Origin of the sequence: Streptomyces sp. 3330, assembly GCF_031456635.1 — a bacterium.
Taxonomy (GTDB): domain Bacteria; phylum Actinomycetota; class Actinomycetes; order Streptomycetales; family Streptomycetaceae; genus Streptomyces.
In genome coordinates this window covers 367,570-382,403 of the sequence record NZ_JAVDVA010000004.1, presented here as the reverse complement: position 1 = coordinate 382,403, position 14,834 = coordinate 367,570, and the positions used below count along the sequence as shown (strand labels likewise).

The window sequence follows — 14,834 nt, the reverse complement described above, 5'->3', positions numbered from 1 at the left end:
GGAGTGGGGCGCCCTGGGCCGAGGGCGCCCCACTCCCCTGTGTCAGGCCGACGTCTCCGGACGGCCGGCCTCGGCCCAGTGGGTGTGGAAGGCGCCGGGACGGTCCGTGCGCTGGTAGGTGTGGGCGCCGAAGTAGTCGCGCTGGCCCTGGAGAAGGGCGGCGGGCAGGCGCTCGGCGCGCAGGGTGTCGTAGTGGGCGAGCGCGGCCGAGAAGGCGGGCACCGGGATGCCACGGCGCGCGGCCGAGGCCACGGTCTCGCGCCAGGGCACCTGCGCGTCCGTGATCTCCATGGCGAACTCCATCTCGCCGAGCAGGCTGACCAGGTCCGGGTCGGCGGCGTACGCGGCACGGATGCGGTCGAGGAACGAGGCGCGGATGATGCAGCCGCCGCGCCAGATCCGGGCGACCGCACCGAGGTCGATCTTCCAGCCGAACTCGCCGGCCGCGTCCTGGATCATCTTCCAGCCCTGGTCGTAGGCGATGACCTTCGAGGCGTACAGGGCGTGCTCGACCTGCGAGGTGAAGCGGGTGGCCTCGGTACGGCTGAGCGCAGGCGTGGTGCCGCCGGGGAGGCCGGCGTAGGCGGCGCGCAGCGCGCTCTGGCCGGAGGAGGCGCGCGCGAAGGTGGCCTGGGCGATGGCAGTGACCGGGGAGCCCAGGTCCAGGGCGGTCTGCACGGTCCAGCGCCCGGTGCCCTTCTGGCCGGCGGCGTCGGCGACGACGTCGACGAACGCCAGGCCGGTGGTGGCGTCGGTGTGCGCGAGGACCTCGGCGGTGATCTCGATGAGGTAGGAGCCGAGGCGGCCCTCGTTCCAGGTCCGGAAGATGCCGGCGATCTCCGCCGGGGTGTAGCCGGCGACCTGGCGCAGCAGGTCGTACGCCTCGGCGATGAGCTGCATGTCGGCGTACTCGATGCCGTTGTGCACCATCTTGACGAAGTGCCCGGCGCCGTCCGTGCCGATGTGCGTGGCGCAGGGCTCGCCGCCGACCTTCGCGCTGATGGACTCGAACATCGGACCGAGGACGTCGTACGACTCGTTCGAGCCGCCCACCATCACGGCCGGCCCGTTCAGCGCGCCCTCCTCGCCGCCGGAGACACCGGCGCCGACGAAGTGCAGACCGCGCTCTCGCAGGGCCTCCTCGCGGCGGCGGGTGTCGGCGTAGTGGGCGTTGCCACCGTCGATGATCATGTCGCCGGGCTCCAGGAGCGGGGCGAACTCGTCGATGACCGCGTCGGTGACCGCGCCCGCCTGCACCATGATCATCAGTCGGCGGGGACGTTCCAGCGCGGCCACGAAGTCCGTGGCCGACTCGGCGGGGACGAAGGCGCCCTCGTGGCCGAACTCCTCGACGAGCGCGCGGGTGCGACCGGCGGAACGGTTGTGGACGGCGACGGTGTAGCCGTTGCGGGCGAAGTTGCGCGCGAGGTTGCGGCCCATCACGCCGAGGCCGGTGACGCCGATGGCGGCGGTTGCGTTCACGAGGTACGTCCCTAGGATCGGTGGCGTGGTCGAAGGGGCGGGCGGCCCCCCGGTACCCCCAGGTACGGACCGTCGGCCTGTTCTTCTCGATCGGTCACCGATTCCTTGCCGCGATCGGCGTGTCCGTGAGCCGGTCGGGCCGGACCGAGCCGCCCCGACCGGGCGGGACCGACGGGCGGGACCGACCGCTACCGGCGTCGCCAGGGCAGCCCCGCGGGGTCGGCCTCGGTGTTCTCGGCCCGGACGAGGGCCGCGCTGATGGCCTCGCCGATGTCCGCGAACTGGCGCACCTGTTCGGGCGTGAGGGCGTCGAACACCGCCCGCCGTACGGCTTCCACGTGCCCCGGGGCGACCTCCTCCAGCAGGGACCTGCCCTGCTCGGTGAGGAAGGCGAGCTGGCCCCGGCCGTCGGCGGGGTCCTCCCGGCGGTCCACGAGACCGTCCTCGCGCAGCCGGTTCACCGCGTGGGTGAGCCGACTGCGGGTGATCTTCAGGCGCTGGGCGAGCTCGGACATGCCGAGGGCCCCGTCCGGGGCCGCGGAGAGGTAGGCCAGCACGCTGTAGTCCGCGTGCGTCATCCCCGCGTCACGACGCAGCTGCCGGTTGAGGTGGTCGGCGAGCAGCGTGGAGAAGTCGACATAGGCCAGCCAGGCTCGTCGTTCGTCGGCGTTGAGCCAGCGGGGGGTCGTGGACATGGGCACACCCTACGGCGTGGGCCCTGTGCACCCGAGGAGCCGGAACACCCGGACCAGCGAAAACGGACAGCCCGCAGAGACGGCGGACGGCTGGGGCGGTGAAGGCCCGGGGCGGTGGACGGCTGGGGCGGTGGACCGCCCGGGGCGGGCGGACCGCTGGGGCCGGCGGACCGCTGGGGCCGGCGGACCGCTGGGGTCGGCGGACCGCTGGAACAGCCCGACAGGTGGAGCGGCGCGACACCCGGACCGGCCCCGCGGGTGGAGCGGCCCGGCAGGTGGAGCCGCGCGACACCCGGTCCGGGCGCGCGACCGGACCGGGCGGAACGCCCTTTCACACTGCGCACCACCGGTCGGCGGAGGTACCGGCTTCCTCCGCCGGCCGGTGAGGCGGTCGGTCAAGTGGTCGCGCAAGAACCGCCGTTGAGCGTGAACGCGGTCGGTGCGGTGTTGGTGGCGCCCTTGCTGCCGATGAAGCCGACGGTGACCGAACCGCCGGCGGGGACGGTGGACGTGTACGCGGCGGGGGCGACACTGACCGAGCCACCGCTCTGGGTCGCGGTCCCGCCCCACATGTTGGTGACGGTCTGACCGTCGGCGAAGGCGAAGGCCAGTTTCCATCCGGTGATGGCGGTGGTGCCCGTGTTGCGCAGGGTGATGTCGCCCTGGAAGCCGCCGGGCCACTCCCCCACGATCCGGTAGCCGACGGAGCACGCCACGGCGGGCGCGCTGCCGGTGGTGACGTTCACCGGGGCGGAGCGGGCGGAGCGGTTCCCGGCGGCGTCGCGGGCATAGACGGCGAAGGTGTAGGCGGTGTTCGCGGTGAGGCCTGTCACGGTGGCGGAGTTGGTGGTCGAGGCGGCGACGCCGGTCTCGGTGGTGCCGCTGATCCGTACGACGTCGTAGCCGGTGACGCCGACATTGTCCGTGGCGGCCGTCCAGGTGAGCGTCGCGGAGCCGGCCGTCACCGTGGCGGCGGTGGGGGCGCCCGGGGTGCTGGGGGCCTGGGTGTCACCCGGGGTGCCGCTGCCGAAGATCGTGGCCTCCTCGGCGGTCTGGGCGATGCCGTCGACGCCGTTGAAGATGCGTTGGCCCCATGAACTGAGCTGCGTGGGATCGAAGTTGATCGTCAGGTCGAGGATCGGGTCGGTGTTCCCGCTCCAGGACCAGGCGAGGTAGCCCAGGTCGAGCTGCTGGGCGGTGGCCATCATGGTGTCCTCGTCGGGGTCGCCCCACTGGTCCGCGGGGCCGCCGAACTCGCCGATGAGGATGGGGAGCCGGGCGTCGACGAAGGCGTTCAGATAGTCGGTGATCTCCGCCCCGGTGTCGAAGACGCTGTACATGTGGATCGAGAAGATCAGGTTGCCGGTGGTGTCGGCGGCGTACACGGACTGGGCGTTGGCGCGCATGACGCCCTGCCAGTCCTGGCCCCAGTTGGGCGCGTCCACCATGATCGTGTGCTGGAAACCGGCGTTGCGCAGCTTCTTGATCGCGGCGATGGTCGGATCGGTCCAGCCCGCCGGATCGGTGTTGCCCCAGGGCTCGTTGCCGATGTTGACGATGATGTAGTCCTCCTGGCCGGCCAGCACGTCCTTGAGGCCGATCCAGTAGTCGGCCGCCTGGTCGAGCGTGCCGGCGGCGGTGTCCTCGCCGTACCCGGTGGTGTCGTGCACCTCCAGTACGCAGATGAGCCGGTTGGCCTTGCACTGCGCGATGACGGTCGCCACGTCCGACGCGCTGTTGGCGCTCCAGCGGTGGCCGTCGGCGAGCACGACGCGCACCGCGTTGGCGCCCATCGCCTTGATGTCGGCGAGGGACTGCTGCGTCCTGCCGGGATACCAGGTGTGCGCGTGGTTCACGCCGCGCATGACGAAGTCGTTCCCGTTGCCCTCGACCAGCCGGCCGTCGCTGATGTGCAGGCCGGTGGCGAGGGCGTCGGGCGATCGGGTCTGCGCCTGGGCGGCGGCGGGGCAGAGGGCGCCGACGAGGACCAGGCCGAGGAGGGCCGCGAGTCCGGTCAGCAGCATGCCGAGCGGACGCGCTCGTGACGCGCTTCGGGTCGCGCTCCTTGCCGTGCTCGTTGTCGTGCTCCTTGTTCTTCTCACTGCGACTCCATAAGTGAGGCCAAGAAACTCAGGCGGCAGAGGGGGGTGGGGGTGCCGAGGGGTGCGGGGGGTGGCGTGTGGGAGCGCTCCCATGAAGCCACCACGTCAAGTACACGTCAAGACCTCGCGCAGCGCCACGCCCGCTCCCGGGAGGGCCCCCGGGACCGCGGAGCTGTCGTCCGCCGCACCGGCGCGGCGACCTCCCGGCCGTCCGAGCCGTGTCCGCCCGGATGCGGGAGGGCGCGCAACACGGCATTACTGTCGACAGAGCTGCTTCCTGTGCCCCACCGACCCCTTGACCAAGCCCTGGTGTCGACACCAGGAGGGAGGGCGTACCGCGTCGCGGTCGTGCACGACTGCCGAGACCGCCTTGCGGAAGGGGCGCATGTGACCGTCAGGCTCTCCGGGAAAGTCGCCCTCGTCACCGGCGCGGGCGCCGGGATCGGTCAGGGCTGCGCGCTGCTCTTCGCCGAACAGGGCGCGACCGTCGTCGACTGCGACCTCGACCCGGCGGCGGCCGAGCGGACCCGCAAGGCGACCGCCGACCGGGGGCTGTCCGTCGAGGTGCTCGCGCCGCTCGACATGACCGTCCCGGCCGACGCCCGTCGCTTCGCCGACGAGACGGCCGAACGCCACGGCCGGATCGACGTCCTGGTGACGGCCGGGGCCATCGCCCCGCACATGGCGACGGCCGCCGAGATGGACGTCGGCACCCAGTGGTCGCCGACCTCGAACGGCGAAGCGGCTGTGCTCTTCCTGCCGTACAGGCCGCATGGTGGCACCTGGCGGCCTCGGGGGGCGGGTCGATCGTCAACTGCGCCTCGGTGAACGCCTTCCGGAGCAGCGGGACCTTCGGGACGTTCGGGCACTGCGCGGGCAAGTCGGCCGTGCTCGGTCTGACCCGTCAACTCGCCGTCGAGGGAGGCCCGTCGGGCATCCGCGCCTACACCATCTCCCCCGGCATGGTGCGGACGCCCGCGACCGAGTCCGCCGGGGCCCACGACGGCGCGGCCCGGGAGGCGCTGCTGGCGCGGATCCCGCTCGGCCGGGTCGTCGGGACGCCCGAGGACATCGTCTGGTGCGCGGTGGACCCGGCGTCGGACGAGTCGGCCTGGGTGACGGGCGGCAACTTCCCGTCGACGGCGGGGTGCTGGCCAAGTGAGTGGCCCGGCGGGCCTCGCGGCGAGCGCTACGAAGCGGCGCGGCGGCTGCGGGCGGGCTTGCGGCCGCGTGCCGCGCCGTCCTGCTCCAACTGCTCCTCCACGGCCCGCTGCGCCCGTACGGTCGCCCCCGCGATCAGGGCGGAGGCCAGCTCCCCGTCGCGTTCCTCGCAGGCCTGGAGCAGTCGTTCCTGGTCGTCGACGCTGTGCGCCAGCCGGCCGACCCGGGTCAGGCTGAGGTGCCGCAGCATCAGCGTGCGCAGGGCGAGCGAGTCCAGGATCTGCTTCAGCGTGGGGTTGCCGACGATCTCGGTCATCCGCTCCTGAAGCAGGACGTGGTTCCAGAAGTACCCGTCCACGTCACCGTCGTCGGCGAGCTTGCGCATCCGTTCGACCCGGGTGCGCAGCTCGGCGAGCTCCTCGTCGTCGGCTCGCTCCACCAGCAGGCCCGCGAGCATGGACAGAAGGTTCTTGCGCACCTGGTAGATGTCGCGGATGTCCTGCGGGGTCGGTGCGGCCACCCGGGGGCGGCGGCGCGCCCTCATCTCGACCAGGCCCTCCTGTTCGAGGAGCATCAGCGCCTCGCGGACGGGTGTACGGCTGGTCTCGAAGCGGCGTGACAGATCGACGCTGTTGAGGTCCTGACCGGGCTCCAGCCGACCCTCGATGATGCCCGCGCCGACCCATTCGGCGATCTGCGCGACCAGCGGTTCCCGCCGGTCCCGCAGCCTCAGGAGGCGCTCCAGCACGAGGCGCGTGTCCTGATCGGTCATGCGGCACTTCTCCCTGCCTGTCCGGGCTCACAGCCGACGCAACGGTGTCGACATCATCTCACCCCGGATCGCCCCCGGGGTGGTCTGCACCGGAGATCCTCCGGCTCCTGTCGACAGACAGGGCCGATACGGCGGTTCGCCCCGGAAGCCGACACAAACGTCGGCGGAAATGGCGGCGGAAATGGCGGCGGAACAGTCGACGTAAGCGACGTGGACGTCGACGACGGGTTCCGACGCGGTCCCGAGTCACCGGAGAAACGAGGAGACATGAAGCGAGGCCGGACGAGTACACCAGCGACGCATGTCGTCCGCGAGGCGGGCCACAACCCGCACTGGGAGCAGCCGACCGCGTGGAACCGGCTGCTGATCAACTTCCTCGCCGACACCGCGGGGGCCGCGGCCAGCGGCAGATCCCGAACCGCCGAAACAGGACCGGCGAGCGGGGTCGCCCTCGGTCGCGCGCGAGCAGGGTTGCCCTCGGTCCGACCGGTCCGACCGAGTGGACGTCGGCGTCGGCGTCGCGGGCGCAGGCGCCGGCGTCGGCACCGGCGTCGAAGGGCTCGGCGGGGACATGGATGTCACGGGTCATCGCGTCGAGGGAGGCGATGACCTGTGACGACCCTCGTCGAAGTCCACGCCCTCGCGGCGCGGTTCGGCCAGACCGACGGTGTGAACCAGGTGCGCTCCGACGACGCTGCCGAACCGCGCAAGCCGGTGGCCGCCCTGCGCCCCAGCCTCCCGACTTCCCGGCCTCCCGACCTCCCGAATTCCCGGCCTCCCGGCCTCCCGGCCTCCCGGCCTCCCGATCACGGGTCTTCGAGATGCGGACCGCCGGTGTTTTCCCGGGATTTCTTCGCGCATTTCCGGTACGGAACTCCCCACCGAAGTCCGTGGATCGACTTGGCCATGGAGTGACGGGAATGTGCGGGTGTTGTACCCACCGGACATTCGGTGACGGCGTATCAGCCTTTCGGTACCCATTCGATCCGCCGTCGCCCGAGAGGAAGGCTTGCGGCGATATCCGGCGTGGAGTAACTACGTGAACCATGAACCTGTTCACCCGCGGCGCATCCCCCCGACGCCCGGCTCCCCCCACAGCTCCGCCACGCACCACCGACTCGCCCTCCGCTCCCGGCGCCGGTCTGCCGAGTCCCGCCCTCGCGGCGCTGACCGGTGACTGGATGATCGACCCGGCGCACAGCCGTATCGGCTTCTCCGTCCGGCACGCGCTGGTCACCACCGTGCGCGGGGCTTTCACGGAGTATCAGAGCCGGCTCTACTTCGACGGCCGCAACCCGGCCCGTTCACGGGCCGAGATCCTTTTGTCCACCGCGAGCGTCGACACGGGCGTGGAGCAGCGCGACGCGCATCTGGTCGGCCGTGACTTCCTGGACGCCGCGAGATATCCGCGGATGCGTTTCATCAGTACCGCCGTGCAGCTCGCGGGCCCGGACGTCTACCGCATGACCGGCGATCTCACCATCAAGGAGACCACCCGTCCCGTGGCCCTTGAACTCACCTACCTAGGGCATGTCACCGACCCGTTCGGCTATGAACGGGCCGGTTTCGACGGCACCACCACCATCAACCGTTCGGAATGGGGTCTGACGTACAACGCGCGACTGGCCGAGGGCGGCGCGATGGTGAGCGAGAAGGTGCGGCTCCAGTTCGACATCGCCGCGATCCGCACCACCCCCGTGGACTGACCGGCGCACGCGTACACGCATGCGTCCGTGTCCCCGTCCGAAGTCCGCCGCACGTCCCCACACGTGAAGCGGACCCGGCCCGCACGCGGACGCCGTCGCACGACGCAAGCCCCCAGCCTCACGAGGTGACCCCCGACCCTGCGAGGCGAGCCCCGGTCGTACAAGGCGAGTCCCCGCCGGGCGGCCTCAGTCGGCTTCCGTCAGGGCCGCCCGCGCGGTGGCGAGGATCTTCTCGGAGAGCGGCGAGTCCTTGGTGGCCCGGGCCAGGACGAGTGCGCCGATCATCGTGCACAGCCGGGCGATGCCGTCCTCGTCCTCGGTGGCGAGCCACTCGGCGAAGTCGCCCACCCCTTCGGTGTAGACCCGGTGCGCCTCTTCGGCGCCGGGTTCGCGGGCCATGTCGTGGGCGAGCGCGGCGGTGGGACAGCCTTCCGCCGGGTTGTCGCGGTGCTCCACGGACAGATAGGCGTCGATCAGCGCCCGCTGGGCGGCGGCGCGCCGCCCGGTGCCCTGCCCGAGGGCGTCCGCGCGACGCTCGGCGAGTTCCCCGAAGGCATGCGCGGTGGCTTCGTCGATGAGCGCCTCTTTGGACGCGAACTGCTTGTAGAAGCCCCCGTGGGTCAGGCCGGCGGCCTTCATCAGGTCGGCGACGCTGATGTGCGTGCCCTGCTCCCGGAAGAGCCGGGAGGCGGTTCGCACGACCCGCTCGCGGTTCTCCCGCGCCTGTGCCTGTGACACACGACCCATCGGCCCTCCTCAGTTGAATGTCGGTTGCAATCTATTCTATGCTCACGTTAGATTGCAATCGTAATCTAAAAGCGGCCCCTCGCCCGGGGCCCTCAGTACTGGGAGCGGACATGGAACTCAAGGACGCCGTCGTAGTGGTCACCGGCGCCAACCGGGGGCTGGGCCGCGAGCTGGCCGCGCAGTTCCTGGAACGCGGCGCGAAGGTGTACGCGGCAGCGCGCCGCCCGGAGACCATCGACCTGGCCGGCGCGACCCCGCTCCGTCTGGACGTCACGGACGAGGAGTCCATCCGGTCCGCGGCCCGCGTGGCCTCCGACGCGACCCTGCTGGTCAACAACGCCGGCATCTCGACCGGGACCTCCCTCATCGCGGGCGGCCTGGACGCGGTGCGCCTGGAGATGGCGACGAACTTCTTCGGGCCGCTCGCCGTGACCCGCGCCTTCGCCCCGGTCATCGAACGCAACGGCGGCGGAGCCGTGCTCAACGTGCTGTCCGTGCTCTCCTGGCTGCACCCGGCCGGCCTCGGCTCCTACGCGGCGACCAAGGCCGCCGCATGGGCGCTCACCAACGCGACCCGGGAGGAGCTGGCACCGCGCGGCATCTCCGTGTCCGCGCTGCACGTCGGGTACATGGACACCGACATGGCCGCCGCCGTACCCGCCGACCAGAAGGCGGACCCCGCCGACGTCGCCGCCCAGGCGCTCGCCGGCCTCGAGAAGGGTCTGCCGGAGATCCTCGCCGACGAGACGACCCGGTACGTCAAGCAGGGTCTCGCCGCGGCGCCGACCGCGGCATGACGGGGGTGCGCCGGACGGTCAGGCCCCACGGGGAGCTGGGTCACCCCTGAGGGCGAGGCACCGGGAAGATCAGGCAGCTGCTGGTGGCGTGGGCGAGGAGCCGGTCCGACGCGTCCAGCAGCTGCGCCTGGGCCAGGGCGGTCCGACGGCCGCCGCTGACCAGCGTGCCGATGGCGCGGACGGTGCCCGTGTCCGCGGTGATCCGCCGCAGGAACTTCACCGTCAGGTCGAGGGAGGTGTAGGCCATGCCCTCCGGGAGGGTGGACTGGACCGCGCACCCCGCCGCCGAGTCGAGCAGGGTGGCGAAGACGCCGCCGTGGACGCTGCCGATCGGGTTGTAGTGCTCCTCACCCGGCGTCATGGAGAAGACGGCCCTGCCGGGCTCCACCTCGTCCAGGGTGAAGTCGACGGTGCGGCCGATCGGCGGTGCCGGAAGCCGTCCCGCCCGGACTTCGCGCAGGAAGTCGATACCCGCCATGCCTCCGGCGGCGTCCGCCAGGATCGCCGGGTCTTCCCAGTGATACGTACGTGTGCGTCCCACAGCCGAGCGCCTCCCTCTGACTTTTGCAAGTGAAGCTAGCCTTCGCCTCAGCTGACTGTCAATGACGAAGCCAGGGTCCTACGATGGCGGGATGAAGTGGCTTGAGGCGAGCACGGAGAACTGCCCCGTCCAGCGCACGCTCGACGTGATCGGGGAGAAGTGGACCTTGCTGATCCTGCGCGACGCCGTCAACGGAGTCCGTCGCTTCGACGACTTCCACCGCCATATCGGCCTGTCGGAGGCCGTCCTCAGCGATCGCCTCCGCAAGCTGACCGCGGCCGGCGTCCTGAGGACCGTCCCGTACCGGGAACCGGGCAGCCGCCCCCGCAACGAGTACCGCCTGACCCGCAAGGGCTGGGACCTGTGGCCCGTCCTGATGGCGCTGAGCCAGTGGGGCGAGGCGTACACCCTCGACTCCGACGGCCCCGTGCTGGACGTGCGCCACACCGACTGCGGCGCCCCGCTCCGCGTCGTCGTCGAGTGTTCCGCGGAACACTCCGCCCTCGGCCCCGGGGAGGTCACCGCCCGGCTGGGGCCGGGCGCACGGCCCCGGACGTGAGCGTGACGTCGTCGGCTTCCGGACCGCACCCCGCCGGCCTTCGCCGCAACCGGCCCGGCGCCCGGCCAGCCGGGCGGGGTGCTGCCAGCCGGGCGGGGTGCGGCCAGCCGGGCGGGGTGCGGCTAGCCGGGCGGGGTGCGGCGGAACCGCCACAGGTCGCGCAGCAACGCGATCTCGGCCATGTGGTGGATGAACTCGAGGTTCGCCGACGCCAGTACGCCGATGTACGGGTAGTCGCCGTCGTTGCTGTACGGGTACTGCGACAGCCCGACGGTGTCGAGCTGCTCGTCGGTGACGCCGGCGACGCTGTCCCGCCAGCGGTCGATGACCGCCCAGAAGCGCTCCAGGGTCGGAGCGGCGGAGGGGCTGAAGTCGACCATCAGCTTCGGGTCCCGCCGCCGCTCGCCGAAGGTCCACTCCCACGCGCCCGCGAACTCGAAGTGCAGGTGTCCCAGCCGCCACGCGATGGTCGTGATCGGCGTCGTGTCGGGCTCCGGGGGGCCGGTGCGGGCGAGGATCTGCTCGACCCGTTCGACGCTCACGCTCCAGTCCTCGGCGATCCTGGCGACGCTCATCCCGTCGGCGGCCTGCCGGGCGACCTCGTCGTACTCGTTCGCCGGGATGTCCGCGGCGCCCAGGTCGAGCACCCACTCGCCCGGTCCGAAGGCCCTGGGCGTCACCGCCTCGTCCCGGCGCCTGATCGACCAGCTGCCGGGCGCGGGCTCCCACAGGTACTCCTCGTCACCGAGTCCCGTCAGCCGCACCCGGGCCATCTCCCGGGCCTGGTCGAACTGGTCGAGCAGTGGCCCCAGACGGCCGGGTGGCGTGCCCTCGGTCTCCATGGCTGGCTCCCCTCACGGTCGCGCCCGTAACTCGCCTGGCTCCGGCGGAAGTTAACGTCTCACGTCACGGGGCGCCACCGATTTCCCCGCCGCCGGGAGCGGCCGGAGGCGCGGAACCGGCCGACCGCGCACCACCCCGAAGTGACGCGGACCGACGCATCGCGGACCGGCGCATGGTTCGATCATCATCGACGCACGGTCCGATCGTCATCGGCCTCCTCGTCCCCCGCGCACCGCACGGGCGCGCCTGCCCGCCGGGCGGGCGGCCGGCGCCGGTTTCCCCACACCGGCGTCACCCACCGACCTGACGGAAGTGATGTCAGCATGACCGGATCATCCCGACCGACCCTGGTGGTCACCGGAGCCACGGGCCGGATCGGCGGTCGCGTCGCCCGCCGCCTGGCCGCGCGGGGAGTGGCCCAGCGGCTGCTGGTCCGCAGCCCCGAACGGGCTCCGAGGCTGCCCGACGCCACACCGGTCCAGGGCGCCTACGGCGACCGAGACGCCGTCGTCCGCGGCCTGGAGGGCGCGAAGACCGTGTTCATGGTGTCGGCCTCGGAGAGCCCCGACCGGCTCGTCCAGCACCGGACCTTCGTGGACGCCGCGGCCGAGGCGGGCGTCGAGCACCTCGTGTACCTGTCCTTCTTCGGCGCGGCGCCCGACGCCACCTTCACCCTCGCCCGCGACCACTTCCACACCGAGGAACACATCCGTGCGCGCGGTCTGTCGTACACGTTCCTGCGCGACAACCTGTACGCGGAGTTCGTCCCCGAACTTGCCGGTGCGGACGGCGTCATCCGTGGTCCGGCCGGGCAGGGACGTGCCGCGTTCGTGTCGCAGGACGACGTCGCCGACGTCGCCACCGCCGTGCTGACCCGACCCGCCGGGCACGCCGACCGGGTGTACGACCTGACCGGGCCCGCCTCGCTGACGTTCGCCGAGGCCGCGGCGATCCTGTCCGAGGCGCAGGGCCGCACCGTGACCTATCAGCCCGAGACGGTCGACGAGGCGTACGCCTCCCGCGCCTCCTACGGCGCCCCGCGCTGGCAGCTCGACGCCTGGGTGTCGACCTACACGGCCGTCGCCGCCGGTGAGCTCGACGGGGTCGGCGAGGCCGTGCCCCGCCTCACCGGCCGCCCCGCCACCCCGCTCGCCGACGTCGTCCGCGCGAGCCGGGGCTGACCGGCGCGGGCGCCTGCCGTCGGCGTCACCGGGGCCCCGGACCGCGGTGATGTCGGTTTTTGACTATCAGAGGTCGCCAAAAGGCGACAGCATCCCTTCCTCGTCGGCCTAGTTTGAACACATCACCCCGTTCGACCGCCGACAAGGAAGACAGCCATGAGCAACGCCAAGAACACGGTCCTGCAGGCCGCCACCGAACTGTTCGGCGACAAGGACCCCTCCGCCGTGGACCGCTGGGTCGCCGCCGACTACACGCAGCACAGCTCCCTCGCGGCCGACGGTCCCGAAGCGCTGCGCGGGCTGGTCGCCGGTCTCGGCGCCGACTTCCGCTACGAGGGCGCCCGGGTCATCGCCGACGGCGACCTGGTCGCCCTGCACGGCACCTACCACGGCTTCGGCCCGGACCCGCTCGTCGGCTTCGACATCTTCCGGGTGGCCGACGGCAGGCTCGCCGAGCACTGGGACGCCCTGACCCCGTTCGTGAAGGACACCGTCTCGGGCCGCTCCCAGACCGACGGTCCCGCCGAGGCCACCGACGCCGGCCGGACCGAGGCCAACCGCGCGCTGGTGGCGGAGTTCGCGGCGAAGGTGCTCGTCGGCGCCGACTACGCGGTCCTGACCGACTACATCTCCACCGAGACCTACCACCAGCACAACCCGGAGGCCGCCGACGGGCTGGACGGCTTCGGCGCGGCCGCCGCGCGATGGGCCGGGCAGGGCAGGAACCTCCACTACACCGAGGTCCACCGGGTCATCGCCGAGGGGGATCTCGTGCTGGTGCAGTCCGAGGGCGAGTTCGGGGTGCCGGTCGCCTACTACGACCTCTTCCGCGTCGCCGACGGCAAGATCGTCGAGCACTGGGACGTCATCGCTCCCGTTCCGGCCGAACTCCCCCACACCAACGGCCTGTTCTGACCGCCGCCGCGACCGCCCCGCCGCCGGCGGCCCGTTCCGGCAAGGGTCCGCTCCGGCGAGGTCCGCACCCCGGCCCGGCGTGAGCGCGCCGCCGCGCCCATGCCGGGCCGGGGCACTCCCCGCCGCCTTCCGTTCACCGATCCGCCGCCCCACCCGGAGCCGTTCCATGACCACGTCGCGGCCGCAGTTCAGCGATCCCGCCCGGCCGGACGCCCGAGCCGGCACCCGGGCCCGGACGTCGACCGATTCCCCCGCCGACACCCGACCCCGGACATCGACCGACACCTCGACCGACAACGGGGCCGATTCGCGGGCCCGTTCCGGGGCCGGGACACGCGCCGGGTCAGGGGCCGGGAGCGGGGGCCGCCCCTCGGCGTTGCCGCTGGCCGCCTACCGTGAGGCCGTCGCCCTGGACGAACCCTTCCGGCCGTCCGCGGCCCCCGCCCGGGCCGACCGGCTGGACCTGCACGTGCGCACGGCGCTGCGTCTGCTCGGCACCGACCGGGCAGTGTCGCGGCGGGGCCTGCCGCCCGGCTCGCTGCGGGATCTCCGGCACGCCGACGCGGTCACGGCGCGCCGGCTCCTGCGTGCCGTGCTGACCGTCCGCCCTCCCGGGCCGCTGCCCGAGGGCGCCGAGGAGGCCGTGGACCGCGTCCTCGGCGCGGAACGCCTCCTGCGGCCCGGTGTCCGGGTAGATCAACTGCCCACGATCGCGGAGGAGTTCCCCGGCACTGCCTTTCCGGCGGCCCGGCGGACGACGCTGTGGCGGGGCGACATCACCGCGCTCGCGGCGGACGCCGTCGTCAACGCCGCCAACAGCGCGCTGCTCGGCTGCTTCCAGCCCCTGCACGCCTGCATCGACAACGCCGTCCACCACGCCGCCGGGCCCCGGCTGCGCGACGACTGCCACAGCCTCGTCACCCTGCAGGGAGACGCCGAGCCGACCGGCGGCGCCAAGATCACTCGCGGCTACCATCTCCCCGCCCGCCACGTCCTGCACACCGTCGGCCCGATCATCGACGGTCGGCCGGGCGCCGGTGACGCGCGAGCCCTGGCCTCGTCGTACCGCGCCTGTCTTGACCTGGCGGCCGAGGTCGGGACGATCCGCACCGTCGCCCTGTGCGCGGTGAGCACCGGCGTCTTCGGCTACCCCAAGGACGAGGCGGCCCCGGTGGCCCTGCGCACGGTCGCGGACTGGCTCGACGGACATCCCGGCCGGTTCGACCGCGTCGTGTTCACCGTCTTCGCGGACGCCGACGAGACGGCGTACCGCCGTGCCCTCGGCCGACTCCCGCCGACGCGCCCCGCGGGCGCCCGCCGGTAGGGCGCCGAG

14 protein-coding genes and 1 pseudogene are annotated in these 14,834 nt (G+C 72.4%); 8 read left to right on the top strand and 7 right to left on the bottom strand.

Annotation, left to right across the window (positions count from 1 at the left end; all coding sequences use genetic code 11):
- Positions 1-42 precede the first annotated feature (42 nt).
- From gndA to J2X68_RS09735, 3 genes are all read right to left on the bottom strand, one after another.
- Positions 43-1,482, bottom strand: coding sequence for an NADP-dependent phosphogluconate dehydrogenase (gene gndA / locus J2X68_RS09745; RefSeq protein ID WP_310432068.1), 1,440 nt, complete (start codon positions 1,480-1,482; stop codon positions 43-45).
- Positions 1,483-1,670: 188 nt separating this feature from the next.
- Entirely contained in the window at positions 1,671-2,177 is a 507-nt protein-coding gene (locus J2X68_RS09740) for a MarR family transcriptional regulator (RefSeq protein ID WP_310432067.1), read from the bottom strand.
- A gap of 395 nt (positions 2,178-2,572) precedes the next feature.
- Complete coding sequence (locus J2X68_RS09735) at positions 2,573-4,201, bottom strand: cellulase family glycosylhydrolase (protein WP_310432066.1); 1,629 nt, start codon at positions 4,199-4,201, stop codon at positions 2,573-2,575.
- A 465-nt stretch (positions 4,202-4,666) separates the two neighbouring features.
- Between J2X68_RS09735 and J2X68_RS09730 the strand changes: the two genes are divergently transcribed.
- Positions 4,667-5,107, top strand: a complete 441-nt coding sequence (locus J2X68_RS09730) for an SDR family oxidoreductase (RefSeq protein WP_310432065.1) — start codon at positions 4,667-4,669, stop codon at positions 5,105-5,107.
- Positions 4,996-5,364, top strand: a pseudogene (locus J2X68_RS40275) (SDR family NAD(P)-dependent oxidoreductase); the annotation flags it as partial. The gene J2X68_RS09730 and the pseudogene J2X68_RS40275, both read left to right, overlap by 112 nt.
- Before the next feature lie 104 nt (positions 5,365-5,468).
- Here J2X68_RS40275 and J2X68_RS09720 read toward each other — a convergent pair.
- Complete coding sequence (locus tag J2X68_RS09720) at positions 5,469-6,212, bottom strand: GntR family transcriptional regulator (protein WP_310432063.1); 744 nt, start codon at positions 6,210-6,212, stop codon at positions 5,469-5,471.
- 1,046 nt (positions 6,213-7,258) lie between these two features.
- Here J2X68_RS09720 and J2X68_RS09715 point away from each other — a divergent pair.
- The gene (locus tag J2X68_RS09715; protein ID WP_310432062.1) at positions 7,259-7,918 is read left to right on the top strand and encodes a YceI family protein; all 660 of its coding nucleotides are present in this window, start codon (positions 7,259-7,261) and stop codon (positions 7,916-7,918) included.
- Positions 7,919-8,104: 186 nt separating this feature from the next.
- Here J2X68_RS09715 and J2X68_RS09710 read toward each other — a convergent pair whose 3' ends face one another.
- The gene (locus J2X68_RS09710) at positions 8,105-8,665 is read right to left on the bottom strand and encodes a TetR/AcrR family transcriptional regulator (protein ID WP_310432061.1); all 561 of its coding nucleotides are present in this window, start codon (positions 8,663-8,665) and stop codon (positions 8,105-8,107) included.
- Positions 8,666-8,775: 110 nt separating this feature from the next.
- Between J2X68_RS09710 and J2X68_RS09705 the strand changes: the two genes are divergently transcribed.
- Positions 8,776-9,462 carry an SDR family oxidoreductase gene (locus J2X68_RS09705; RefSeq protein ID WP_310432060.1) on the top strand — a complete coding sequence of 229 codons (687 nt, stop codon included), beginning with the start codon at positions 8,776-8,778 and terminating at the stop codon, positions 9,460-9,462.
- 40 nt (positions 9,463-9,502) lie between these two features.
- On the opposite strand, the gene J2X68_RS09700 is transcribed toward J2X68_RS09705, so the two are convergent.
- Positions 9,503-10,003: a PaaI family thioesterase gene (locus J2X68_RS09700; protein ID WP_310432059.1), complete on the bottom strand. Its 501-nt coding sequence runs from the start codon at positions 10,001-10,003 to the stop codon at positions 9,503-9,505.
- Between the two features lie 91 nt (positions 10,004-10,094).
- On the opposite strand from J2X68_RS09700, the gene J2X68_RS09695 reads away from it, so the two are divergent.
- Entirely contained in the window at positions 10,095-10,562 is a 468-nt protein-coding gene (locus tag J2X68_RS09695; protein ID WP_310432058.1) for a helix-turn-helix domain-containing protein, read from the top strand.
- Between the two features lie 122 nt (positions 10,563-10,684).
- Here the strand turns inward: J2X68_RS09695 and J2X68_RS09690 are convergent, their stop codons facing one another.
- Complete coding sequence (locus tag J2X68_RS09690) at positions 10,685-11,404, bottom strand: DinB family protein (RefSeq protein WP_310432057.1); 720 nt, start codon at positions 11,402-11,404, stop codon at positions 10,685-10,687.
- Positions 11,405-11,728: 324 nt separating this feature from the next.
- On the opposite strand from J2X68_RS09690, the gene J2X68_RS09685 reads away from it, so the two are divergent.
- From J2X68_RS09685 to J2X68_RS09675, 3 genes are all read left to right on the top strand, one after another.
- Positions 11,729-12,586, top strand: a complete 858-nt coding sequence (locus tag J2X68_RS09685) for an SDR family oxidoreductase (RefSeq protein WP_310432056.1) — start codon at positions 11,729-11,731, stop codon at positions 12,584-12,586.
- Between the two features lie 156 nt (positions 12,587-12,742).
- Positions 12,743-13,501 carry a nuclear transport factor 2 family protein gene (locus J2X68_RS09680; protein WP_310432055.1) on the top strand — a complete coding sequence of 253 codons (759 nt, stop codon included), beginning with the start codon at positions 12,743-12,745 and terminating at the stop codon, positions 13,499-13,501.
- Positions 13,502-13,667: 166 nt separating this feature from the next.
- Entirely contained in the window at positions 13,668-14,825 is a 1,158-nt protein-coding gene (locus J2X68_RS09675) for a macro domain-containing protein (protein WP_310432054.1), read from the top strand.
- The last annotated feature ends 9 nt before the right edge of the window (positions 14,826-14,834 follow it).

What these genes read in the sequence shown, in the direction of transcription:
- J2X68_RS09695 (WP_310432058.1), top strand. Translation starts at nt 10,095, where the DNA reads ATGAAGTGGCTTGAGGCGAGCACGGAGAACTGCCCCGTCCAGCGCACG.
- J2X68_RS09680 (WP_310432055.1), top strand. Translation starts at nt 12,743, where the DNA reads ATGAGCAACGCCAAGAACACGGTCCTGCAGGCCGCCACCGAACTGTTC.
- J2X68_RS09735 (WP_310432066.1), bottom strand. Translation starts at nt 4,201, where the DNA reads ATGCTGCTGACCGGACTCGCGGCCCTCCTCGGCCTGGTCCTCGTCGGC.
- J2X68_RS09715 (WP_310432062.1), top strand. Translation starts at nt 7,259, where the DNA reads ATGAACCTGTTCACCCGCGGCGCATCCCCCCGACGCCCGGCTCCCCCC.
- J2X68_RS09690 (WP_310432057.1), bottom strand. Translation starts at nt 11,404, where the DNA reads ATGGAGACCGAGGGCACGCCACCCGGCCGTCTGGGGCCACTGCTCGAC.
- J2X68_RS09705 (WP_310432060.1), top strand. Translation starts at nt 8,776, where the DNA reads ATGGAACTCAAGGACGCCGTCGTAGTGGTCACCGGCGCCAACCGGGGG.
- J2X68_RS09685 (WP_310432056.1), top strand. Translation starts at nt 11,729, where the DNA reads ATGACCGGATCATCCCGACCGACCCTGGTGGTCACCGGAGCCACGGGC.
- J2X68_RS09710 (WP_310432061.1), bottom strand. Translation starts at nt 8,665, where the DNA reads ATGGGTCGTGTGTCACAGGCACAGGCGCGGGAGAACCGCGAGCGGGTC.
- J2X68_RS09740 (WP_310432067.1), bottom strand. Translation starts at nt 2,177, where the DNA reads ATGTCCACGACCCCCCGCTGGCTCAACGCCGACGAACGACGAGCCTGG.
- J2X68_RS09675 (WP_310432054.1), top strand. Translation starts at nt 13,668, where the DNA reads ATGACCACGTCGCGGCCGCAGTTCAGCGATCCCGCCCGGCCGGACGCC.
- J2X68_RS09720 (WP_310432063.1), bottom strand. Translation starts at nt 6,212, where the DNA reads ATGACCGATCAGGACACGCGCCTCGTGCTGGAGCGCCTCCTGAGGCTG.